The following is a 20987-nucleotide window of genomic DNA, read 5'->3' on the forward strand; positions in this document are numbered from 1 at the left end:
GGATGATCAGGCGCGCGAGGCCAGGGCGTCACGCGCACGCTGCACGGCAGCGCGGACCTGGTTCGGCGCGGTGCCACCGATGTGATTGCGCGCCGCGACGGAGCCTTCCAGCGTCAGCACGTCGAAGACGTCCTGTTCGATGGTGTCGGAGAACTGCTGGAGCTCTGCCAGGGTCATTTCGGACAGGTCGCGCTGCTGCTCGATGCCGAAGGCGACGGACTTGCCGACGATCTCGTGGGCATCACGGAAGGCGACACCCTTGCGCACCAGGTAATCCGCCAGGTCGGTCGCGGTGGCGAAGCCCTTGCTGGCCGAGGCGTACATGTTGTCGGACTTGGCGCGGATCGCCGGAATCATGTCGGCGAAGGCACGCAGGCTGCCGCGCACGGTATCGATGGTATCGAACAGCGGCTCCTTGTCTTCCTGGTTGTCCTTGTTGTACGCCAGCGGCTGGGACTTCATCAGTGTCAGCAGGCTCATCAGGTGGCCATAGACACGGCCGGTCTTGCCGCGCACCAGCTCCGGCACGTCCGGATTCTTCTTCTGCGGCATGATGGAGGAGCCGGTGCAGAAGCGGTCAGGCAGGTCGATGAAGTCGAACTGGGCGCTGGTCCACAGCACCAGCTCTTCGCTCATGCGTGACAGGTGCATCATCAGCAGGCTGGCGAAGCTGGTGAATTCGATGGCGAAGTCACGGTCGCTGACCGAATCGAGGCTGTTCTCGGTCGGACGGTCGAAGCCGAGCAGCTCGCTGGTGACGTGGCGGTCGATGGGGAAGGTGGTGCCGGCCAGCGCCGCGGCGCCCAGCGGCAGCACGTTCATGCGCACGCGGCAGTCACGCAGGCGGTCCTGGTCGCGGGCGACCATTTCCTGCCAGGCCAGCAGGTGGTGGCCGAAGGTGACCGGCTGGGCGCTCTGCAGGTGAGTGAAGCCCGGCATGATGGTGTCGGCTTCCTGCTCGGCCAGCCCCAGCATGCCTTCGCGCAGACGAGTCAGTTCAGCGTCGATGGCGTCGATCTCGTCACGCAGATAGAGGCGGATGTCGGTGGCGACCTGGTCGTTGCGTGAACGGCCGGTGTGCAGCTTCTTGCCGGTGATGCCGATCTTGGCGGTCAGGCGTGCCTCGATGTTCATGTGCACGTCTTCCAGTGCCACGGACCACTCGAATTCGCCCCGCGCGATCTCTTCACTGATTTCCTTCAGTCCCGCGATGATGACGTCGCGTTCTTCTTCGCTCAGCACGCCGACACCGGCCAGCATGGTGGCGTGGGCGATGGAGCCCTGGATGTCGTGCTGCGCCATGCGCTGATCAAAATCGACGGAGGCGGTGAAACGTGCCACGAAGGCATCGGTCGGCTCGCTGAAGCGGCCGCCCCAGGACTGATTGGTAGATTCGCTCATCGGGATCTCGAATTGTGGTGACGTGTCCAGAGTTCGGCGTCCGGTGCACGGTCGCGCAGCCGGTATCGTTGACCTTGGAGTGTACCAGACTCCTGCGCGTGGGCGAGGGGCCGCGGCCAGTCCGGCGGATCGCAGGAAAGCGTGCCACGGATTTTCCCCCTGAGGTGACTGGCTTTATGATAAGTGTCATCAGAGGGCAGCGCTGTTCGTCAGTCAGGTTTGCTCAACAACTTCGAATCAGATGGCGTGCATTGCGCGCCAGCAAGGAGAATGCCGTGCCCCGCCGTGAGATTCTGCGTATCGCGACCCGCAAGAGCCTGCTCGCCCTGTGGCAGGCCGAACACGTCAAGGTACGACTCGAGGCCCTGCATCCTGGCTTGAGCGTCGAGCTGGTGCCGATGTCGACGCGTGGTGACAAGATTCTCGATACCCCGCTGGCCAAGATCGGCGGCAAGGGGCTGTTCGTGAAGGAGCTGGAAGAGGCGATGCTCGACGGTCGCGCCGATATCGCCGTGCACTCCATGAAGGACGTGCCGATGCACTTCCCGGAGTCGTTGGGACTGGCGGTGATTCTCGAGCGTCACGCCCCGACCGACGCCTTCGTGTCCAACACCTGTGCCAACTTCGATGCCCTGCCGCAGGGCGCGCGCCTGGGCACCTCCAGCCTGCGTCGTGGTCTGCAGGCCAAGGCGGCACGCCCGGACCTGGAAGTGCTGAGTCTGCGCGGCAATGTCCAGACGCGTCTCGGCAAGCTGGATGCCGGCGAGTTCGACGCCATCATCCTGGCCACCTCCGGTCTGCAGCGCCTCGAGCTGGATGCGCGCATCACCGCCGAGATGGATGCCGAGACCTGCCTGCCAGCCTGTGGTCAGGGCGCGCTCGGCATCGAGTGCAACCTGCAGGACGAGGAGATTCTTGCGCTGCTCGAGCCGCTGGCCCATGAAGACTCCAGCCGTTGCGTGCTGGCCGAGCGCGCCATGAACACGCACCTGGAAGGTGGCTGTCAGGTGCCGATCGGCGGCTATGCCGTGCTCGAGGAAGGCGGCAGCCAGCTGTGGCTGCGCGCGCTGGTCGGCAATCCCGACGGGACGGTCATCCTGCGCGCCGAAGCGCGTGGTCCGTCCGATGCGCCGGAAGCGCTGGGCGTCGCCGTCGCCGAAGACCTGCTCTCCCAGGGTGCCGGCGAGATTCTGGCGGCGGTCTACGGCGACGCTCGTGGCTGAGGTGTCAGCGATGGCAAAGGCGTCGCGTCTTGAGGTGTTGACGACGCGGCCGGGCTCGCGCGGAGCGGTTCTCGATGCGATGCTGAGCGAGGCGGGCTGCGAGGTGGAATGCCTCAAGCTGATGGCGCTCGAGGCCTTGCCGCTGGAACCCGCTGCACGCCAGGCGATCATCGATGTCGATCTGTATCGCGGCGTGATCGTGATCTCGCCCCAGGCCGCCGGCTATCTGGCCGATTGGCTGGAGGAGTGGTGGCCACAGCTGCCCGAAGGCGTCAGCTTCTATGCTGTCGGCGCGGCCACGGCCGAAGTGCTGCATTCGCGGCTGGGGGTGCCGGTGCGTGTCCCGCCGCGCGCCACGCGCGGTGAGCATGCCGAGCGCGATGCGCCGGTCGGCACCACCAGCGAAGCCTTGCTGTCGCTGCCATCGCTCAGGGCGCTTGCGGGTCAGCGCTGGTTGCTGGTGGCTGGTGAAGGCGGGCGTCCGCTGCTGGAAGAGACGCTGGTGGCACGGGGTGCTCAGGTCACGCGTCTGGCACTTTATCGACGCCTTCCGTTGGCTTTGTCGCCGCAACAGGCTGGCCGTCTGGCGGCGGGCGCGTATGATGCAATGGTGGTGACCAGCAATGAACTGCTCGAGACGGTGATGGCATCGGTGACGCCGCAGGCCTTGCACCAACCGCTAATCGTGTCGAGCCACCGTTTGGCTACACTGGCACACGCTCATGGTTTCGAGCGCGTGACGGTCGCCGAGGACGCTTCACCCGGGGCCCTGACGCAGGCAGTACTTCGCGCCTGCGCCCCCATCAGCAAGACTCGCCATGCAGTGACCGGCGCCACTGCGCCTGGTCCGCGTGAGGCCATCGATTCCCAAGAATCCGGAAAAGGGCAAGCGTAGATGAGCAACCGAGAACACGATCAGGAAGATAACGGCTCTGCCGGCATGACGCCCGGCAAGTCGGGCGACAAGGATGCTGCCGCTCGCGCATCAGATGCTTCTTCCGCTTCCGGCGTTTCCGCCGATGACACTGCCTCTGGCCGCCCTGGCGCCGAGGCCTCCCGTTCGTCCTCTTCCTCGTCATCCGACACGGCTGATGCCCCGCGCGAGCGCCGCTCGCGAGGTGGGCGCAATCGTCGTGGGCGTGGCAAGGGGCAGGGCAGCTCCTCCTCTTCAACCTCATCCTCCACTGCCAGTGAGTCCACGCCCGTGAGCCAGACTTCAGACGACAACGCATCGACGCCTTCCGGCGCAAAATCGCCGCTTCCGGAGCGTAGCGAACCCGCCAAGGAGGCGTCTGCCGCCAAGCCGAGTGCTGGCAAGGCCTCTTCCAGCAAGGCGACTCCCGGCAAGCCCTCCACGCCGGCTGGCAAGACGGCCAGCGCGGGTGGTGCAGGCCTGGGTGGCACGACGGCACCCGGCACGCCGCCGCCCGGCGAGCCGCAGGGTAAGAAGAGCAAGGCCGGCAGCATCGCGCTGATTCTCGTCATCTTGCTGGCCATCGTGGTCGCGGTGCTGGCGTGGTTCGGCTGGCAGCGTCTGAATGCGCTGCCGGATGCGCAGGGCCTCGACAAGCAGGTCAGCGAGAGCGTGACCCAGCAGGTCGGCCAGGTCTCCAGCAAGATCGATGGCCTGTCGAGCACGCTGGAGAAGAACGAATCCCGCGTCAGCGAGCTCGACAAGCGTCTGTCCAGCGAGAGCCAGGACACCGAGCAGGCCCTCAACAAGGTGCTCGAGGAGCTCAGCAAGTCCCAGCAGACCGACGCGCGTGACTGGCACTATGCGGAAGCCGAGTACCTGCTGCGCCTCGCCAACCAGCGTCTGCAGCTGGAGCGCGACGTGAACGGTGCCGATGCGCTGCTCGAGAACGCGGATGCGCGTATCGCGGCTGCCAACAACCCGGCGCTGCTGCCGGTGCGCAAGGCCATCCAGTCCGAACTGGCCAGCCTGGACAGCGTGCCGCGCGTCGATCGCAGCGGTATCTATCTGGCGCTGCTCGCCGAGCAGGAACAGCTGGCGCGTCTGCCGCTCAAGCAGGACGTGGCCGAGATCGCCGCCAAGGTCGAGAACGACGCAGCGCCGACAGGCGGTTGGCAGCAGCAGCTGGCCCGCTTCGGCAACGAGCTGAAGGACCTGGTCACCGTGCGTCGTCATGACGAGGCACTGGAAGCCCTGATCACGCCGGAGCAGGAATCCTACCTGCGTCAGAACGTGCGTCTGGTGCTGGAGCAGGCGCAGCTGGCGCTGCTCAAGGAAGAGCCGAAGCTCTACCAGGCCGCCATCGACAAGGCCATCACGCTGGTCAATGGCTACTACGACACCAAGACCGATGGCGTGCAGAATGCTGTCGCCAAGCTGGAAGAGCTCAAGAGCAAGACCATCCGTCCTGAGCTGCCTGACATCTCCGCCTCTCTGAGCAAGCTGCGTGAGCTGATCGAGCGTCGCGCCCAGCAAGGGGGTGGCAACGCATGAGAGTCCTGATACTGCTGATCATCATCGGGCTGGCCATCGGTGCCCTGTTCGGGCAACTGATGCAGGCCTTCCCGGGCTACTGGCTGATTCGCGTCGGCGATACCTCGGTCCAGACCTCCTTCTGGTTCGGCTTGATCCTGCTGTTCGCGGGCTTCGTGGTGCTGCACTTCGGCCTGCGCCTGCTGTCGCGCTTCGCGCATCCGTTCTCCCGCCTCAAGGTGTGGAACAGCCGTACCCGTCACCGCAATGCCACGCGCAAGACCGTACGGGGTCTGGTGGCGCTGGCCGAAGGCCGCTGGAAGCGGGCCGAGAAGTCGCTGACCCACTCGGCGGAAGATTCCAGCACGCCGCTGGTCAACTACCTGTCCGCCGCCCTGGCCGCGCACTATCAGGGACGTTTCGAGCAGGCGGATACGCTGCTCAAGCGGGCGCACGAGTCCACCCAGGGCTCCGAGAGTGCCGTGGGTCTGGTGCAGGCACAGCTGATGCTGGACCGCCAGCAGCATGAACAGGCGCTGGCGACCCTGACGCGTCTCGACAAGCAGCTGGGCGAGCACCCGCAGGTGCTCAAGCTGCTCAAGCAGGCCTATCTGGCGGTCAATGACTGGGATGGTCTGCGTCGTCTGATGCCGCGTCTCGACAAGCAGGACCTCATCTCCCCCGAGGAGAAGAAGGAGCTGGAACAGCGTGCCTATGTGGCGCTGATCCAGCAGGCCGCGCGCAATCCGGAAGACATCGAGCGTGTGCGCAACCTGTGGGCCGACATGCCGGACCACCTGCGTACCGACGTGAATCTGGTCGCGCTCTACGCCGAGGCGCTGATCGCCGGTGGTCAGGAAGGTCTGGCCGAGCGTCTGCTGCGTCACTCCCTCAAGGAGTGCTGGGATTCGCGTCTGGTGCTGCGTTACGGCCTGCTGGACGTGGATGCACCGCGTCAGCTGGTGTATGCCGAGAAGTGGCTGCAGGAGCGTCCGAATGATCCGGACCTGCTGCTGTCGCTGGGGCGTCTGGCACTGCGCAACGCCAGCTGGGGCAAGGCTCAGGAGTACTTCGAGGCTAGCCAGCGCCAGCGTCCGAGCGGTACGGTGTGTGCTGAACTCGCGCGTCTGTTCGCCAACCTGGGCGAGCACAACAAGAGTCAGCTCTACTACCGTCAGAGCGTCGAGCTGCTGGATCGCTCACTGCCGGCCCTGCCGCAGCCGAGCAAGGACAACGCCTGAGGAGCGGCCGCCGAGTGTCAGTCAACCGTCGAGTGCCAGCCGCCTGGTGCCAACCAGGGCATGGCAGGCGTCATGAGGGCTGGCGGACAAGACACTCGGCGGCTTGCACGATGTTTCCTTGTTTGATGAAAGGTATTGCCCAATTGCACCGGTCGCGCTGTCGGCCGGTGATGCAGGTTTCTCTCCGGGGTATCCACGTTCACACGCTGTGTGGCGGGATGCCCTTCTTTTTGCCCGTATGGCGGGCGCTGTGGGCATTCTCGCCCAGGCTTTCGCCCTGTCAGCACGCCGCCGTGAGATGTCGGTGGGTGCATGCTGGCGTGGGCATGGCCGGTGCCGGATTTCTCGTTGCTGATCCGGCAACGATGCGTCCGGGCCTGCACGGCCAGAGCGTGAGTGTGTGGCGCTGGCTGGAAGCGATTCCTCCGTGCGATGATTCTGCGTGTCGGATGCGCCCATGCACGTGGTGCATCTACGGGCCGAGTCCGGTCCGTTTCCCCAAGCGATGATGGAGTCTGCATGTTGCATAAGTCCCTGGCCCTGATGGGCGCCTCTGTACTGGCCGTGTCACTGGCCGGTTGTGCCGCTACCGGTAACAGCTCTTCCAGCAACGCCGCCAGCTCCTCCAGCTCGTCCAGCTCCATGATGAGCCTCGCCAGCAGCATGCTGAGCAGCCAGACAGGCCAGTCCCTGCCGGCGGCCGACCTGATGTCCAGCCTGACCTCCCAGCTGGGTGTGTCCTCCACTCAGGCGCTGGGTGGCTCTGCTGCCATGCTGGCCCTGGCCCAGTCCCAGCTTGGCACCAGCGCGACCTCCGAGCTGTCCACTGACGTGCCGCAGCTGTCCAGCCTGACCAGCAGCAGCTCGCTGTCCACGCTCTCCAGCCTGGCGAGCCTGAGCGGCAACGACAATGCCACGGCATTGGCCAGCACCGTCGGCAATGTCGATGACAGCGCGTCTCTGGACAGCGCCTTCTCCGCGCTGGGCATGGACAGCAGCATGGTCTCCCAGTTCGCGCCGGTGCTGCTCAGCTACATGGGTGGCGAAGGCGTCAGCTCGACGCTGCTGAGCTCGCTGTCCAGCATGTGGGGCACCGGCTCCTGAGCCAGCCTCGTGCATGAGATGTGAGGCAGCGTTTTAAGCCCGCACATGAAAACGCCCCCGAGCCAGTGGCTCGGGGGCGTTTTCGTTTCAGGACGGCTGCCTGCGCAGGCAGCCGTGTCGGGATAGTGCAGGCGCTTGATCAGTCGCCGTCGGCATCCGGTTGGGTGGTCTGACGGATGCGCTGTTCCTCGGCATCCACGACTTCGCCGTCTTCGGTGGCATGACGCGTCAGCGGATTCTCCTCGCGACGCTTGGCGACCTTGGCGGCTGCCTCGCGCTGCTCGGGAGTCTTCGGCTGACCGGCGGCCGAGCCATCGATCACGAACGGCGCCTGCATGGTGCGCACGTTGGCCGGCGGCGCGCCACCGTCCTTGTCCTGACCGAAGTACATGGTCATGTGCGGGAACGGGATCTCGATGCCAGCGGCGTCGAAGTGCTGCTTCACGAGCTTGTTGTACTCGCGGCCGATGGCCCACTGGTTGCCCGGGCTGGTCTTGATCATCACGCGGATATTGACCGAGCTGTCGGCCAGGGCCGAGACGCCGGCGATGGTGACCGGCTCGAGAATCTCCGGACCATAGCTGCCTGCCTCGAGCTCATCGAAGGCCGCACGCAGGTGCACGATGGCGTGGTCGACATTCTCGCGATAGGAGATGCCGTATTCGCCGACATGGTAGGCAAAGTCACGCATGTAGTTGGAGACGGTGTCCACCGACGAGAACGGCACGATATGGAAGGTGCCGGACAGGTCGCGGATGCCCACCGAGCGGATGGTCAGGCGTTCTGCGGTACCGGTCACGCCACCGGCAGAGACCACATCGCCGGTGTTGATGGCGTTCTCCAGCTGGATGAACACCCCGGTGATGATGTCCTGCACCATCTTCTGGGCGCCGAAGCCGATCGCCAGACCCAGTACCCCGGCACCGGCCAGCAGCGGCGCGATGTCGATGCCGATCTCGGACAGCACGATCATCGCGGTGAAGACGATCATCGCGATGGCGATGGCATTGCGGAACAGCGCCAGCAGGGTTTCTACCCGCGAGGACGGCTTGCCCTTGCCGGTGTCCGGATTGAGCTTGTGCTCGATCAGGCTGGCGATGCCGACCCAGACCGCGATGGCGAAGGCGAGAATGAACAGCACATGGAAGATGCGCGACAGCAGCAGGGCACCGGCATCGGTTGCCAGCCACTCGCCGAGCGCCACGATGTGCCAGGCATTCAGCACCATGCCGACCACCACGATCAGGATGATGGCGCGCATGATGCGCAGCGCGGTGGGAATGTAGGAGTTGAGGCGCTTCTCGAGCAGCGGCAGCTGACCGCGCAGCTTGTCGGAGATCTGGATGCGCTTGCCGATCAGCTGCGTCACCACGCGTGACAGCAGAGCCCCGCCGCCGATGGCGAGCAGCGTCTTGAGCGTCGCCCCCATCATGAACGGCAGCGCCTCTTCAGGCGTCGTCTGCGAGATGATGAACAGGGTGGCGAAGTAGGCCAGCGCGATCAGATGCCAGGTGCGCGCCAGAATGCGCAGACACACGGCGATGATCGCGTTGTTCGCCTCGCGGGCTTGAGTGAGCAGGCGGTCACGCAGAATGATGCGATTGCGCGAGATCACCACGATGGCCCAGACGAGGGTGATGGCCATGATCAGCAGATTGACGAAGCTGCCTACGGCCGGCGCCAGGTTGTTGTTGATCATCGGCACCACGACCAGGATGCCGTAGCCGATGAAGCCGGCCAGCATGGCCAGGGAGCGGTTCCAGTAACGCGCCACGTCATCCGGCATCGGCAGCAGACGCAGCCCCTTGTAACCGGAGGAGAACAGCATGCGCATCAAGGCCTTGAACAGCTCGATGACCAGATAGGCGTTCAGGAACATCGACTCGCGCTGACCGATCACGCCCTGTTCGCCATAGGCGAAGATGGCGAGCAGATAGCCGCCGAGGAAGGCGAGACCGATGACCGCGATGTCCACCACCGCCGCGACCAGTACCGCCAGCAGGGTGCGCAGCAGCGGGCTGCGGTGCTGGCCATCCAGTGACCACTGGCTGACGCGCGAGAACAGCGGCTTAGCGAGTCTGCGCAGCACGAGGAACAGCGCGATGGTCGAGATGACGACCAGCCCGAGGCTTACGGCCTCGCTGGTGAAGCGACTCCAGTCGATCTCGTCGGCGTCCTCGTTGGCCAGGCCATCAAGGGTGCCCAGCATGCGGTCCAGCGTGGCGGAGAGATCCGCGACCAGGTCCTGGCTGATGGCCGCCAGCTGACGCGACAGTGACGGCGAGTCCTCGCTCAGGGTGACGTCTTCCCCCGCCACCTCGACAGCTTGTTCACTCGCCTTGCTGTCCAGCTGTCGCAGGCCTTCGATCAGGGCCTCGCGCTGACTGGGGTCTTCCAGCAGCGTGGCCAGGCTCTCATAGGAGGATGTCGCGCCATCGCCGCTGCCGTCCTCGGCCGGGGCGGCATGGGACAGGCTGCTGAACCCGAGGCTCAACACCATCAACAGCATCATCAGGGCGGACATCAGCCAGGCAGGTCGCCATGAGTCCGGTTGGCGCGAGGCAGCAAGGGCGGGAGGGGAGTGCGGGGGTGTCGGAATCGCCACAGATGGCTTCTCCATGTCGGTGAGTGTGTGAGGCGTCGGGGTAGAGAGTGAGAGCAGGCTCCGCAGGTGCATCAGAGGCTCGCAAGCGTCCCATCAATAACGCGAGGATCTGTCAGGTAGATGTTGAAGGGGCGTCACGCGCGTCCTGCGCGCACGCCGAGCGAGAGTCCATCCCTCAGTTATCGGGGCACTTGGTGCTATCCCAACCCCTGCAGGGACTCCGCCAGAGACATTCTTGCGCACAGCCTGCGGCAGGCGCCGCCAACCTTCAAGGTCTTCAGGCGCTGCTCGGAGGAGAGGCGAGACCTGCTGCCACGCAGGATGTTGCAATGTCGCGTTGCATGAACTGGTGTGGTGAGTCACAGGATGAGTCGGTATTGTTGCGATTGATTATTATTCGTTGTTCAGGTGTGATAGTCATGCGCACAGGGGCCGCCTTGCGGTATCGTCCTGCGCAGGATCACGCCTGCCTTCGCTTGAGTGCGAGATCATTTCCTTCATTTCGGAGTACTGCATGACCGTCTCGTCGACTGCTTTTACTGCTCGTGGCATGACCCGGCCTGCATGGTTCAAACAGGGCCTGATGGCGACCTTGGCGGTAGCGCTGATGGGGGCTTCCCTGTCTGCCGAGGCACGCAGTGTCGAGACGGCCTACGGTGAGCTGGACATCGAGGGCTCGCCGCAGCGTGTCGTCACCCTGTACGAAGGCGCGCTGGATGTGGCCGTCGCCAGTCAGGTGACGCCGCTGGGCACCGTGACCACGCGTGGCGGTGATGGCGTGGCGAGCTATATCCAGTCGCAGGTGCCGGACATCAAGATCATCGGCACGCCGCGTGAGTTCAATCTCGAGGCGATCGTCGCGCTCAAGCCGGACCTGATCCTCGCGCCGCCGGGCCTCGACAAGACCCAGTACCAGCTGATGTCGCGTCTGGCGCCGACCGTCGTGCCGAGCGCTTCGGCGCTGAGCCAGCAGGGCTGGAAGGAGCAGAGTCGTGTCTATGCCGAGGCGCTGGGCGAGACGGCCGAAGCGGAACTCGAGACACGTCTGGCCGCCATCGACGCTCACGCCGCGCGTCTGAAGGCCGAGATGACCACCCCGGAAACCGCCAGCCTGGTGCGTCGCATGCCGGGCGGCCTGATGGCGATGTCCGACCAGCTGTTCGCGACCGGCCTGATGGCAGCCAGCGGCTATGAGCTGGTCGGCGGTGATCTGGTCAAGCCGGGTCGCCCGCATTCCGATCCGCTCAGCGACGAGAACATGGCACGCATCGATGCGCAGACCATCTTCCTCGCCACCATGGACGATTCCTCTGATGCGGCGGTTGACGCCCTGGCGGCAGAACCGGCCTTCCAGCGTCTCGAGACAGCGGACCGCGACAGCCTGGTCGGCGTGAATGGCCAGCTGTGGACCAGCGCCAGCGGACCGTTGGCCGCGGAAGCCCTGCTGAAGGATATCGACCGGGCGCGCGATGATGGCTAGTCGCAGTCATGTCGGTGCACGACGTTTGACCCCTGCGCAGGCAGGGGACCTCCCGCAATCGCGACGCGGGAGGTGGTATGCAGGCTGAAGAGACCTCTCCACAGGTCCGCAGGCCACGCGCACATGCCGCCCGGATGACCCACAAGGTCTCCGGGCGTCTTGCGTTGCGTCAGGTGATGCCGCTGGCCTGCCTGAGTGCCCTGCTGACCTGTCTGGCCAGCCTGCTGTGGGGGGCTGGCGATGTCGGTCCCTGGCAGGCGCTGCAGGTACTGGCCGGACAGGGCAGTGATCAGGCGCGCTTCGTGGTGCTTGAGCTGCGCGCGCCGCGTACCCTGATCGGCATGGTGGTCGGCATGATGCTCGCCTGTGGCGGCGCCCTGATGCAGGTGGTGGCACGTAACCCGCTGGCGGAGCCGGGCTTGCTGGGCGTGAGTGCCGGGGCCTCCTTTGCCGTGGCCGTGGCCTTGTTGCTGGGGATGGAAGCGACCGGCATGCACGTGATGGTAGCGCAGAGCGGTGCGCTGCTGGGCTGCCTGTTCGTGATGAGCACCGTGCGGATGAGCGGCGCACGTCAGGACCCGGTGCGCCTGGTGCTGGCCGGCGCGGCGCTGTCGAGCCTGCTGGTGGCGCTGACGTCTCTGGCCTTGCTTATCGACCAGCGCGCGGCCGACGAGATCCGCTTCTGGGTGATCGGCAGTCTGGCCGGGCGCTCGCTGGAGGCGCTTTACAGCAGCCTGCCCAGTATCCTGCTCGCGGTGCTGTTGACGCTGTGGCTGGCGCGGCCGCTCTCCGCGATGGTGCTGGGTGAGCAGGTCGCCAGTGGCCTGGGCCATCACCCCAAGCGCGTACGCAAGGTCGCGATCCTGGTGGTGGCGCTGCTGGTCGGTGCCGCGACGGCCCTGGCAGGACCGGTGGCCTTCGTCGGCCTCGCCGTGCCCTATGTGGCGCGAGCGCTGTGCGGCGCCGATGTGCGGCGCACGCTGTGGCTGTGCCTGCCGCTGGGCGTGACCATGCTGCTGAGCGCCGATGTGGTGTCGCGGCTGGTCGTGCCGCCCTCGGAGCTGCCGCTGGGGGTGCTGACGACCCTGATGGGCGCGCCCGTGCTGATTGCCGTGGTGCGTGCCCGCCGTCTGCCCACCCTGTAGCGACTGGTGCCTCTGGCGCTTGCGGCGTGAACGATGATGGAGGCCAGGCTGGCGCGCATGCCGGCGCCATCGCCTCATTGCTTGAATCGACCGGCCCTGTCAGGCGCTGTTCTGACAGGGCCTTGTTTGGAATCGATGATGTCTAGACCTTCACCGCTTGATCCCCTTCGCTCGGCCCCTACCGGCACGCTCTGGTGGCGACATGGCAAGCTGTCCCTGCTGTTGTTGCGTGCGCCATTGCTGGCGGCCGGGATATTGCTGCTGGCGCTGCTGATGGCCAGTGTCGCCTCGCTGATGCTGGGCAGTGCCGGCCTCGGGCCGTGGGATGCCTTCAAGGCGGCCTTCGGGCACGGCGAGTTCGCTACCGTCTTCGTGGTACAGGAACTGCGTCTGCCGCGTCTGCTGGCCGGTATCGCCACGGGTGCTGCCTTCTCGCTGGCGGGCTGTCTGATGCAGACCCTGGCCGGCAACCGTCTGGCGACGCCGGGCATCATCGGCATCGACAATGGCGCGACCGCCTTCGCGGTGGCCTCCGTGGTCGGGATGGGCATCTCGTTGGCGCCGCCGATGATGGCGCTGAGCGGCGCCGTGATCGCCACTGCGCTGGCCTTCGGGCTCTCCGGCGGCATCGGCACGCGTGGCTATCGCTTCCTGGTTGCCGGTATCGGGGTCGGGGCGCTGTTCGGTGCCGGAACGCAGCTGATGCTGGCAAGAGTCTCCATCGATGCCGCCAACAGCGCCTATCCGTGGACGGTCGGCAGCCTCAATGCGCGTGATGCCGATTCGCTCACCTGGCTGGGACTGGCCTTGCTGATCGGCGTGCCGATCGCGCTCTGGCTGGGGCGCGGGCTGAATACGCTTCGCTTCACCGACCGCGTCGCGACCGGACTGGGACAGCCGGTGTCGCGTGTACGCCTGATCACGCTGTGGCTGTCGGTCGTGCTGACGGCGGCGGCTGTCGCGGTGGCCGGGCCGGTAGGCATGGTGGCGCTGGTGGGCCCCGAGATCGCACGCTACCTGTCGCGCCACAAGGGCGTGCCGCTGTTGGCTTCGGCGCTGGCCGGTGCGCTGGTGATGGTGCTGGCCGACCTCGCCGGTCGCACCCTGCTGTCGCCACTGGAAATCCCGGTAGGTATCGTGATGGCCGTGGTCGGCAGCCCTTATCTGCTGTGGATACTGCTGCGCAGCCCGCGCTAGCCGTTGCCCCTATTTTCCTGCTGAGCGGCCCAGGGCCAGCCCTTGCCGCTCAGCGTCGCACGACATGTTTCAGCGGCTGATGATGTTCCAGCGGCCGATGATGTTTCAGGAGAGTGCGCCATGAGCGCTGAGACGATGCTTGATCCGCGAGCGATGAATTCCCCGGGCGATCGCCACGCCGCGGCTACCACCGATACCCTGCGAGCGAACGAGCTGTCGCTGGGCTATGGCGCGCGCCAGCGCCATGTCACCGTGATCGATTCGCTGACCCTGGGGCTGCCCGACGGCAAGGTGACGGCGATCGTCGGGCCCAACGGCTGTGGCAAGTCGACACTGCTGGCAGGGCTGGCTCGCCTGCAGTTGCCTGAGTCAGGCGCGGTGCTGCTGGAAGGCAAGGACATTCACGCCTACAAGCGGCGCGAAGTGGCCCAGCGCATCGCGCTGCTTCCCCAGGAGACGCACTCGCCCGAGGGGGTGACGGTGCATGAGCTGGTGCGTTTCGGTCGTCAGCCCTATCAGGGTGCGCTGAGTCAGTGGTCAGAGGAGGATCAGCGGCTGGTGGCCGAGGCGATGGCCGCCGCCGATATCGAGAGCCTGGCGGACCGTGAGCTGGCCTCGATGTCCGGTGGGCAGCGCCAGCGTGCCTGGATCGCCATGGCGCTGGCACAGCAGACACCCTTGTTGCTGCTGGATGAGCCGACCTCGGCGCTGGATCTCGGCCACCAGATCGAGGTCTTCGAGCTGATCCAGCGTCTGGCCCATGAAGAGGGCAAGACCATCGTGATGGTGGTGCATGACCTGGCCAGTGCCTGCCGCTATGCCGACCACATCGTGGCCATGCACGCAGGTCACGTGATCGCCGAGGGTGCGCCCGCCGAGGTGGTGACGCCGGAGCTGGTGCGCAAGCTCTATGGAGTCGAGTGCCGCCTGATCCCCGACCCCGACACCGGCACACCGCTGCTGATCGGCGTACGCCGCACCAGCGAGCGCCTGAGCGGCAGCGCGACCTGAGCCCGAGGCGGTGGCTATCGCGGACGCTGTGACGCCTGCGTAGCCGCTGCCGGGCCTTGAGCGGGCCTGAGAGAGGGGCTTGAGAGGGTGACTTGAGAGGGCAGCTTGATAGGGCGACTTGTGAGAGCGCTCGGCCTCTGACAGGAAAGCCCCAGCCAGAACTGATCGCCCACAAACAGAAAGGCCTCCCCGAAGGGAGGCCTTTCTGTCACGGATATGGTGGAGGCGACGGGAGTCGAACCCGTGTCCGCCGGCACTCCGCCTTCGGCTCTACATGCTTAGTTTCATTATTTGATTTAACACTACTGCCGCCAATGAACAGGCTACAGCAATGCGATTCTCTGAGTTTTAATCTCGACCTTAGAGACGTCGGCCAAGACGATCCTGTTTATACGGGCTCGTTCTCAATCCACCTTGAACAGGCGCAACGGTATCATGAGCAGCTTATGCAGCTAGAGCGTAGTTGTCGTCGTTTGCGACTATATATTTGCAACGTTTTATTTACGAGATACGTTACGATCTCGGCATGCACCTCAGGGTTTGCCACCAGCGTCGAATGCCAGAACGCCCCCATAACAGTGTTACCACTTTACTGCGTTGCTACGTCTTCATCATAACAGGTGGGGACTGTGCTACGCCAGTTCAAGCGTTCAGGAAAATTTCTGACCTGACAGTAGCTTGCTGGCGTGAGCTCCCTCACGCTGCCCTCAGCGGTCGCGCAGGATACGGGCCTTCTGACGGTTCCAGTCACGGTCTTTCTCGGTGGCGCGCTTGTCGTGCAGCTTCTTGCCTTCCACCAGCGCGATCTCGCACTTCACGATTGCATTCTTCCAGTACAGCTTGACCGGCACACAGGTGTGGCCCTTGTCCTGGGTGCGCGAGAAGATGCGTGCGATCTGCTTCTTGTGCAACAGCAGCTTGCGCGTGCGCTGCGGGTCCGCCACCGCGTGGGTGTTGGCGGTTTCCAGCGGGTGGATGTGGCAGCCCAGCAGCCAGGCTTCGGCATTCTTGATCACGATATAGGTATCGGTCAGCTGGCCCTTGCCTGCGCGCAGCGCCTTCACTTCCCAGCCTGCCAGTACCAGACCCGCTTCGAAGGTTTCCTCGATGTGGTACTCGTGGCGTGCCTTCTTGTTCTGGGCGATCAGATTGCCGCCCTGTTCGGGTTTCTTTTTCTTGCCCATGTTGCCTCATTTGTCGTGTGCGCCTGCCGTCATCCAGTGTGGATATGGCACATCCTTCTGGATGGGGGGAGGCGTGTTACCATTCAAGGCCAGACGGCACTTCATGCGCCGGCCCATTGTTCATGATACGCATGCTGCGTATCCAAGTCAGCGGAGAGCTAGATGCCTACGGTCAACCGGTCTGCCCTGGTGCGGCATTCGGCCCGGGCAATGTTCGATCTGGTCAATGATTTCGAGCGTTATCCCGAATTCCTGTCCGGCTGCAGCAACGCGGAATTGCTGGAACGTGATGAGGACCATCTCAAGGGCAGGCTCACCCTGTCCAAGGCAGGCATGCAGCAGAGCTTCGTCACGCGCAATGACCTGTATGCCCCCGAGCGGATAGAGCTGAACCTGGTCGATGGCCCCTTCAAGCGTCTGCAGGGGACCTGGCTGTTCACGCCGCTGGGCGAAGACGCCTGCAAGGTCTCGCTCGAGATGGACTTCGAGTTCAGCAATCGCCTGCTGGGCATGGCGTTCGGCAAGCTGTTCAGTCAGGTCGCCGCTCAGATGGTCGAGGCCTTCACGCGCCGTGCTGACCAGATCTACACCCAGCGCTGACACCTGGCCGTTGGCCAGGGTGAAACGCCGCGCAGGTGATATATCGCACAGGTGGTATATAAAGGTGGCGAGAGCAAAGGAGCAGACATGACAGACAGAATCACGGTCGAGGTGGCCTATGCGCTGCCCGACAAGCAGAAGATCGTCTCGCTGGCGGTCGCCCCCGGCACCACGGCGCGCGAGGCCGTGCGCATGGCACGTCTGGAGCAGCACTTTCCGACGATTGCCGCCGAGGTGTTTCTCGAGGCGGACCTGGGCATCTTCGGCAAGGCGCTGCGCAAGCCCGATGAGCATGTGCTGGACGCCGGGGATCGAGTCGAGGTCTATCGCGCCTTGATCACCGACCCCAAGCTTGCACGCAAGCGGCGCGCCGACAAGGCCGCTCGCGCCGCTCAGTAAGACGAGATACAGGCGAGAATCAAAAACAGCGGGGCACCTTGAAAGGTGCCCCGCTGTTTTTCTGGCTTGTCACTGAGTGAAGAGGACAGTGATCAGCGCTCTTCAGGCAGGTCGGCTGCGCCTGCCTTGGGTTCAGCACGGTTAGGCTGTGCCGCGCGAGGGTCGATGTCCAGGTCCGGCACGATGACGGTTTCCTGGTCGATGTCGCCACTCTTGTCGATGTTGGAGAGTGAATCGCCTGCGAAGGTCAACGTCACGCGCTTGTTGATGATTTCGCCATCCGCTTTCTTGAGGCGATAGACGTAGTCCCAGCTATCCTCACTGAAGGGGGCGGTCAGCAGCGGTGAGCCCATCACGTAGATGACCTGTTCGCGGCTCATGCCCGGCTTCAATTGCTCGACCATTTCCGGCTTGATCAGGTTGCCCTGAGGAAGGTCGCGCTTGTAGACGCTGAAGTAGCTGCACCCGGTGAGCAGCGACAGGGCGCTGCAAAAGGCGACTGTTTTGATCAAGTTTTGCATTTGCCCTGAAGATTCCCTATCGTTTTGCCTTGGCCGATCATACCTGATACATCAAGCGACTGCGAAGAGTACCCCAGCATGGCCGATCAGAACCATGAACTGCGCAAGGCGGGACTCAAGGTAACCCTACCGCGAGTCAAGATCCTGCAGATCCTCGAGAAATCGACGGATCGACACCTGAGTGCCGAGGACGTGTACAAGGCGTTGCTTGAGGCTGGCGAAGATGTCGGTCTGGCGACGGTTTATCGTGTGCTCACCCAGTTTGAAACAGCGGGACTGGTGATGCGTCACAACTTCGATGGCGGTCACGCCGTCTTCGAACTGTCCCAGGAAGAACACCATGACCACATGGTATGTCTGGACAGCGGCGAGATCATAGAGTTCTGTGATCCCGAGATCGAGCGCCGTCAGCGCGAGATCGTCGAGGAGCACGGCTATGAGCTGGTCGAGCATGCGCTAGTGCTCTACGTGCGTCCCAAGGGCGACAAGAGCGATAGCTGACGCGGGTTGCGTCAGGGATGACGTGGCCGGAGAGCCTTCTCCGGCCAGATACACGAACGGCCGCCCTCAGGGGCGGCCGTTCGTGTATCTGGCGTTCATGTTTCCTCAATCCATGACTCTGGCGTTCGTCTTGTTGAGGAGCATCATTGGACGAATGGATGTCGCTGGCAGTGCATGAGCGGCGACGGCGACGGCGACGGCGACTTTGACGACAGTGCTCAGTGGCGGCTGTCGGCAGCGCCGAGCATCTCGCGGGCATGGGCGAGGGTCTGCTCGGAGAGATGAATGCCGCCCAGCATGCGTGCCAGCTCGCGCACGCGGCCGCTTTCATCCAGCAGCGCCATATGGGTGCGGGTGGTGTCCTTCTCGGCCTGCTTCTCTATATGCAGGTGCTGATGCGCCTGTGCGGCGACCTGCGGCAGGTGCGTGACGGTCAGCACCTGGCCCTTGTCGCCCAGGCGACGCAGCAGCTGACCGACGATCTCGGCGGTAGCGCCGGAGATGCCGACATCGACTTCATCGAAGACCAGGCTGGGGATGGTCGAGCGACTGGCGGCCACGACCTGGATCGCCAGTGACACACGCGAGAGCTCGCCGCCGGAGGCGACCTTGGCCAGCGCACGTGGCGGCTGGCCCGGGTTGGCGCTGATGCGGAAGTGGATGCGTTCCATGCCCTCGGGCTGCGGGCGCTCCCGCGCCTCGATGGCGACCTCGAAGGTGGCCTTGCCCATGCCGAGGAAGGCCAGCTGGTCCTGGATGTCGCTGGCCAGTTGCGGGGCGGCGGTGGCGCGTTTGGCGCTCACCTCGCTCGCCAGCCCCTTCCAGGCCTCGCGACGCTGAGCCACTTCTTCGCGCAAGGCTTCGATGGCCTCCTCATCGCCACCCAGGCCGTCGAGTTCTTCGCTCAGGCGCTGATGAAGGCCATGCAGCTCGTCCGGCATCACATGATGCTTGCGCGCGATCTGATGAATGCGGCTCAGGCGCTCATCGACGAAGGCCAGACGCTCGGGGTCGAGTTCGGTGACTTCCACGAAGCGATGCAGTTCACGCGCCGCTTCTTCTATCTGGATGCGCGCTTCCTCGAGCATGCCCAGCGCACTGGCCAGTGAGCCATGTTCGTTGCCCGGCAGATGCGCCAGGCGCGCCAGGGCCTGGTTGAGGCGTGACAGCGCACCTTCTTCGTCGTGATCACAGCACTCGGCGGCGGACTGCGCCTCGGCCAGAATCTGCTCGGCATTGGCCAGCGTTTCCTGCTCCTGTTCCAGGGCTTCCAGCTCCCCTTCGCACAGCGCCAGTTCATCGAGCTCCTCGACCTGATAGCGCAGCAGCTGGCGACGCGCACGCACCTCATCGCCATCATTGCTCATGCGCTTGAGGCGACGATGCGCCTCCTGCCAGTGACGGAAATCCTCGCGCAACTGGGCAGCCTGAGTCTCCAGGCCCGCATATTCGTCGAGCTGACGCAGATGCGTCTCTTCCTTAAGTAGGGAGTGATGGGCGTGCTGGGAGTGGATGTCGATCAGGTGCTCGCCCAGCTCGCGCAGGTCGGCGATGGTGCAGGGCGTGCCGTTGATCCAGGCCTTGGAGCGGCCGCTGGCGGTGATGACGCGACGCAGCAGGCAGTCGTCGCTGCCCAGTTCGCGCTCATCCAGCCACTGATGGGCGTCGCCAAGCTCACTGATATCGAAACGCGCGATGAGGTCGGCGCGGTCGGCGCCATGGCGCACGCTGCCGGCATCGGCACGCTCGCCCAGGCACAGGCCGAGGGCGCCGAGCAGGATGGACTTGCCGGCACCGGTCTCGCCGGTGATGGCGGTCATGCCGCGGCGGAAATCGAGTTCCAGCGTTTCGACGATGGCAAAATCTTGGATGGCGAGTTGCAGCAGCATGACTACCTCTGAGGGGGCTTTGACGTACGCCGTGCTGGGGGAACATCAGCGGACCCGGACTCGATGGGCGGGCTACGGTGTCGCCATACAGTATGTTTATACAGTGAACATGGCTTTTTATACAGCACGTTCGGGTGGCCTTCAATCCATGCCGGACTCAGTGGGGAGAAAAGCCTGCGGCAAGGCTTGAGAAGCGATGTGCTGTCCCCATATAGAGGCACTGACACTTTCAGTCGGCAGCAATGGCCTGGCCTTGCTGCCTCTCAAGGCAACTCATGGCCTGTCTGTCAGCCAGTGCGCGTGATGCTTCGCGACAAGCTCAGCAGGCCACGAATCAGGGCAATGGCGCATAGACGCCGGCCCGCAGGAGATCAGCATGGCTCAGGACCCGCAGACCCCGATGGATGAAGAGCTTCAGCGTGCCGCTCGCGATGCCGAGCCGCAGCCGGAAACGCCGGAAGGTGAAGTGATCGACAACGTACTGGATGCCGACGATACCGGCGCCGAAGGCTCTCTGGTGGACAACCCGGAAGCCGAGATGCTGGCCGCCCAAGTCGAAGAGCTTGAGCAGGCCGTCAAGGAAGCCAAGGACCAGGCGCTGCGTGCGGCTGCCGATGCGCAGAACGCGCGCCGTCGTGCCGAGCAGGACGCCGAGAAGGCGCGCAAGTTCGCGCTGGAGAAGTTCGTCAAGGAAATGCTGCCGGTGGTGGATTCCCTCGAGAAGGCACTGGAATCCATGTCGGGTGACGAAGCGGCCAAGACCCACGTCGAAGGCATCGAGATGACCTTGAAAATGCAGCTGGATGCCCTGAACAAGTCAGGCGTCGAGCAGCTGGATCCGCACGGCGAGCCCTTCGATCCGGAATACCATCAGGCTGTCGCCATGGTGCCGTCCCCGGACGCGGAGCCGAACAGCGTCATCGACGTGATGCAGAAGGGTTACACCCTCAATGGCCGCCTGGTGCGTCCGGCGATGGTGGCAGTCAGCAAGGTCTCCTGAGGCCTGCGCGCTCCCGACGCCCGATAGGCGTTGGATCGCG

General features: G+C 64.5%; 18 protein-coding genes and 1 other RNA gene. 13 read left to right on the top strand and 6 right to left on the bottom strand.

Going from position 1 to position 20987, the window contains the following annotated elements:
* Positions 1-6: 6 nt before the first annotated feature.
* Positions 7-1401, bottom strand: a complete 1395-nt coding sequence (gene argH, locus IZU87_RS07495) for an argininosuccinate lyase (protein ID WP_043333338.1) — start codon at positions 1399-1401, stop codon at positions 7-9.
* A 275-nt stretch (positions 1402-1676) separates the two neighbouring features.
* Between argH and hemC the strand changes: the two genes are divergently transcribed.
* The 5 genes from hemC to IZU87_RS07520 all read left to right on the top strand — a co-directional run bounded on the left by hemC (position 1677) and on the right by IZU87_RS07520 (position 7415).
* Positions 1677-2624: a hydroxymethylbilane synthase gene (gene hemC / locus IZU87_RS07500; protein WP_349305169.1), complete on the top strand. Its 948-nt coding sequence runs from the start codon at positions 1677-1679 to the stop codon at positions 2622-2624.
* Positions 2625-2634: 10 nt separating this feature from the next.
* Positions 2635-3519 (top strand): uroporphyrinogen-III synthase, encoded by an 885-nt coding sequence (locus IZU87_RS07505; protein WP_213114169.1) that lies wholly within the window; start codon positions 2635-2637, stop codon positions 3517-3519.
* Positions 3520-5091: a uroporphyrinogen-III C-methyltransferase gene (locus IZU87_RS07510; protein ID WP_249330486.1), complete on the top strand. Its 1572-nt coding sequence runs from the start codon at positions 3520-3522 to the stop codon at positions 5089-5091.
* A complete protein-coding gene (locus tag IZU87_RS07515) occupies positions 5088-6311 on the top strand; it encodes a heme biosynthesis HemY N-terminal domain-containing protein (RefSeq protein ID WP_043333341.1) in 1224 nt (407 codons plus the stop codon). The genes IZU87_RS07510 and IZU87_RS07515 overlap by 4 nt, the downstream gene beginning before the upstream one ends.
* Positions 6312-6830: 519 nt before the next feature.
* Entirely contained in the window at positions 6831-7415 is a 585-nt protein-coding gene (locus IZU87_RS07520) for a DUF2780 domain-containing protein (protein ID WP_159055812.1), read from the top strand.
* A gap of 139 nt (positions 7416-7554) precedes the next feature.
* On the opposite strand, the gene IZU87_RS07525 is transcribed toward IZU87_RS07520, so the two are convergent.
* Complete coding sequence (locus tag IZU87_RS07525) at positions 7555-9939, bottom strand: mechanosensitive ion channel domain-containing protein (protein ID WP_064503271.1); 2385 nt, start codon at positions 9937-9939, stop codon at positions 7555-7557.
* Positions 9940-10534: 595 nt separating this feature from the next.
* On the opposite strand from IZU87_RS07525, the gene IZU87_RS07530 reads away from it, so the two are divergent.
* The 4 genes from IZU87_RS07530 to IZU87_RS07545 all read left to right on the top strand — a co-directional run bounded on the left by IZU87_RS07530 (position 10535) and on the right by IZU87_RS07545 (position 14853).
* Positions 10535-11500, top strand: coding sequence for an ABC transporter substrate-binding protein (locus tag IZU87_RS07530; RefSeq protein ID WP_249330487.1), 966 nt, complete (start codon positions 10535-10537; stop codon positions 11498-11500).
* Between the two features lie 176 nt (positions 11501-11676).
* The gene (locus IZU87_RS07535; protein WP_043333495.1) at positions 11677-12645 is read left to right on the top strand and encodes a FecCD family ABC transporter permease; all 969 of its coding nucleotides are present in this window, start codon (positions 11677-11679) and stop codon (positions 12643-12645) included.
* A 138-nt stretch (positions 12646-12783) separates the two neighbouring features.
* Positions 12784-13842, top strand: coding sequence for a FecCD family ABC transporter permease (locus tag IZU87_RS07540; RefSeq protein WP_249330488.1), 1059 nt, complete (start codon positions 12784-12786; stop codon positions 13840-13842).
* A 153-nt stretch (positions 13843-13995) separates the two neighbouring features.
* Positions 13996-14853, top strand: coding sequence for an ABC transporter ATP-binding protein (locus IZU87_RS07545; protein ID WP_213114194.1), 858 nt, complete (start codon positions 13996-13998; stop codon positions 14851-14853).
* 217 nt (positions 14854-15070) lie between these two features.
* On the opposite strand, the gene ssrA is transcribed toward IZU87_RS07545, so the two are convergent.
* Together ssrA and smpB are read right to left on the bottom strand one after the other, a co-directional pair.
* Positions 15071-15425, bottom strand: a transfer-messenger RNA (tmRNA) gene (ssrA, locus tag IZU87_RS07550).
* Positions 15426-15560: 135 nt separating this feature from the next.
* Entirely contained in the window at positions 15561-16037 is a 477-nt protein-coding gene (smpB, locus tag IZU87_RS07555; protein ID WP_043333345.1) for an SsrA-binding protein SmpB, read from the bottom strand.
* A 162-nt stretch (positions 16038-16199) separates the two neighbouring features.
* Here smpB and IZU87_RS07560 point away from each other — a divergent pair, with 162 nt between their 5' ends.
* Both IZU87_RS07560 and IZU87_RS07565 read left to right on the top strand, forming a co-directional pair.
* Complete coding sequence (locus IZU87_RS07560; protein WP_043333347.1) at positions 16200-16637, top strand: type II toxin-antitoxin system RatA family toxin; 438 nt, start codon at positions 16200-16202, stop codon at positions 16635-16637.
* 87 nt (positions 16638-16724) lie between these two features.
* Positions 16725-17036, top strand: coding sequence for an RnfH family protein (locus IZU87_RS07565; protein ID WP_043333350.1), 312 nt, complete (start codon positions 16725-16727; stop codon positions 17034-17036).
* A gap of 92 nt (positions 17037-17128) precedes the next feature.
* On the opposite strand, the gene IZU87_RS07570 is transcribed toward IZU87_RS07565, so the two are convergent.
* Positions 17129-17557: an outer membrane protein assembly factor BamE gene (locus tag IZU87_RS07570; RefSeq protein ID WP_052384519.1), complete on the bottom strand. Its 429-nt coding sequence runs from the start codon at positions 17555-17557 to the stop codon at positions 17129-17131.
* Positions 17558-17635: 78 nt separating this feature from the next.
* Between IZU87_RS07570 and fur the strand changes: the two genes are divergently transcribed.
* The gene (fur, locus tag IZU87_RS07575; protein WP_043333352.1) at positions 17636-18058 is read left to right on the top strand and encodes a ferric iron uptake transcriptional regulator; all 423 of its coding nucleotides are present in this window, start codon (positions 17636-17638) and stop codon (positions 18056-18058) included.
* A gap of 218 nt (positions 18059-18276) precedes the next feature.
* On the opposite strand, the gene recN is transcribed toward fur, so the two are convergent.
* A complete protein-coding gene (gene recN, locus IZU87_RS07580) occupies positions 18277-19947 on the bottom strand; it encodes a DNA repair protein RecN (protein ID WP_213114171.1) in 1671 nt (556 codons plus the stop codon).
* Positions 19948-20323: 376 nt separating this feature from the next.
* Between recN and grpE the strand changes: the two genes are divergently transcribed.
* Positions 20324-20947 carry a nucleotide exchange factor GrpE gene (gene grpE / locus IZU87_RS07585; protein WP_213114172.1) on the top strand — a complete coding sequence of 208 codons (624 nt, stop codon included), beginning with the start codon at positions 20324-20326 and terminating at the stop codon, positions 20945-20947.
* Positions 20948-20987: the final 40 nt, after the last annotated feature.

Origin of the sequence: Cobetia sp. MC34 (assembly GCF_018340035.1) — a bacterium.
Taxonomy (GTDB): Bacteria; Pseudomonadota; Gammaproteobacteria; order Pseudomonadales; family Halomonadaceae; genus Cobetia; species Cobetia amphilecti.

Excerpts from the sequence above, each read along its gene's own strand:
- IZU87_RS07520 (WP_159055812.1), top strand. The coding sequence starts at position 6,831 with ATGTTGCATAAGTCCCTGGCCCTGATGGGCGCCTCTGTACTGGCCGTG.
- IZU87_RS07570 (WP_052384519.1), bottom strand. The coding sequence starts at position 17,557 with ATGCAAAACTTGATCAAAACAGTCGCCTTTTGCAGCGCCCTGTCGCTG.
- argH (WP_043333338.1), bottom strand. The coding sequence starts at position 1,401 with ATGAGCGAATCTACCAATCAGTCCTGGGGCGGCCGCTTCAGCGAGCCG.
- IZU87_RS07540 (WP_249330488.1), top strand. The coding sequence starts at position 12,784 with ATGTCTAGACCTTCACCGCTTGATCCCCTTCGCTCGGCCCCTACCGGC.
- smpB (WP_043333345.1), bottom strand. The coding sequence starts at position 16,037 with ATGGGCAAGAAAAAGAAACCCGAACAGGGCGGCAATCTGATCGCCCAG.
- IZU87_RS07530 (WP_249330487.1), top strand. The coding sequence starts at position 10,535 with ATGACCGTCTCGTCGACTGCTTTTACTGCTCGTGGCATGACCCGGCCT.
- IZU87_RS07535 (WP_043333495.1), top strand. The coding sequence starts at position 11,677 with ATGCCGCTGGCCTGCCTGAGTGCCCTGCTGACCTGTCTGGCCAGCCTG.
- IZU87_RS07560 (WP_043333347.1), top strand. The coding sequence starts at position 16,200 with ATGCCTACGGTCAACCGGTCTGCCCTGGTGCGGCATTCGGCCCGGGCA.
- IZU87_RS07525 (WP_064503271.1), bottom strand. The coding sequence starts at position 9,939 with ATGTCCGCCCTGATGATGCTGTTGATGGTGTTGAGCCTCGGGTTCAGC.
- IZU87_RS07505 (WP_213114169.1), top strand. The coding sequence starts at position 2,635 with ATGGCAAAGGCGTCGCGTCTTGAGGTGTTGACGACGCGGCCGGGCTCG.
- fur (WP_043333352.1), top strand. The coding sequence starts at position 17,636 with ATGGCCGATCAGAACCATGAACTGCGCAAGGCGGGACTCAAGGTAACC.
- IZU87_RS07515 (WP_043333341.1), top strand. The coding sequence starts at position 5,088 with ATGAGAGTCCTGATACTGCTGATCATCATCGGGCTGGCCATCGGTGCC.
- IZU87_RS07510 (WP_249330486.1), top strand. The coding sequence starts at position 3,520 with ATGAGCAACCGAGAACACGATCAGGAAGATAACGGCTCTGCCGGCATG.
- IZU87_RS07545 (WP_213114194.1), top strand. The coding sequence starts at position 13,996 with ATGAATTCCCCGGGCGATCGCCACGCCGCGGCTACCACCGATACCCTG.
- grpE (WP_213114172.1), top strand. The coding sequence starts at position 20,324 with ATGGCTCAGGACCCGCAGACCCCGATGGATGAAGAGCTTCAGCGTGCC.
- recN (WP_213114171.1), bottom strand. The coding sequence starts at position 19,947 with ATGCTGCTGCAACTCGCCATCCAAGATTTTGCCATCGTCGAAACGCTG.
- IZU87_RS07565 (WP_043333350.1), top strand. The coding sequence starts at position 16,725 with ATGACAGACAGAATCACGGTCGAGGTGGCCTATGCGCTGCCCGACAAG.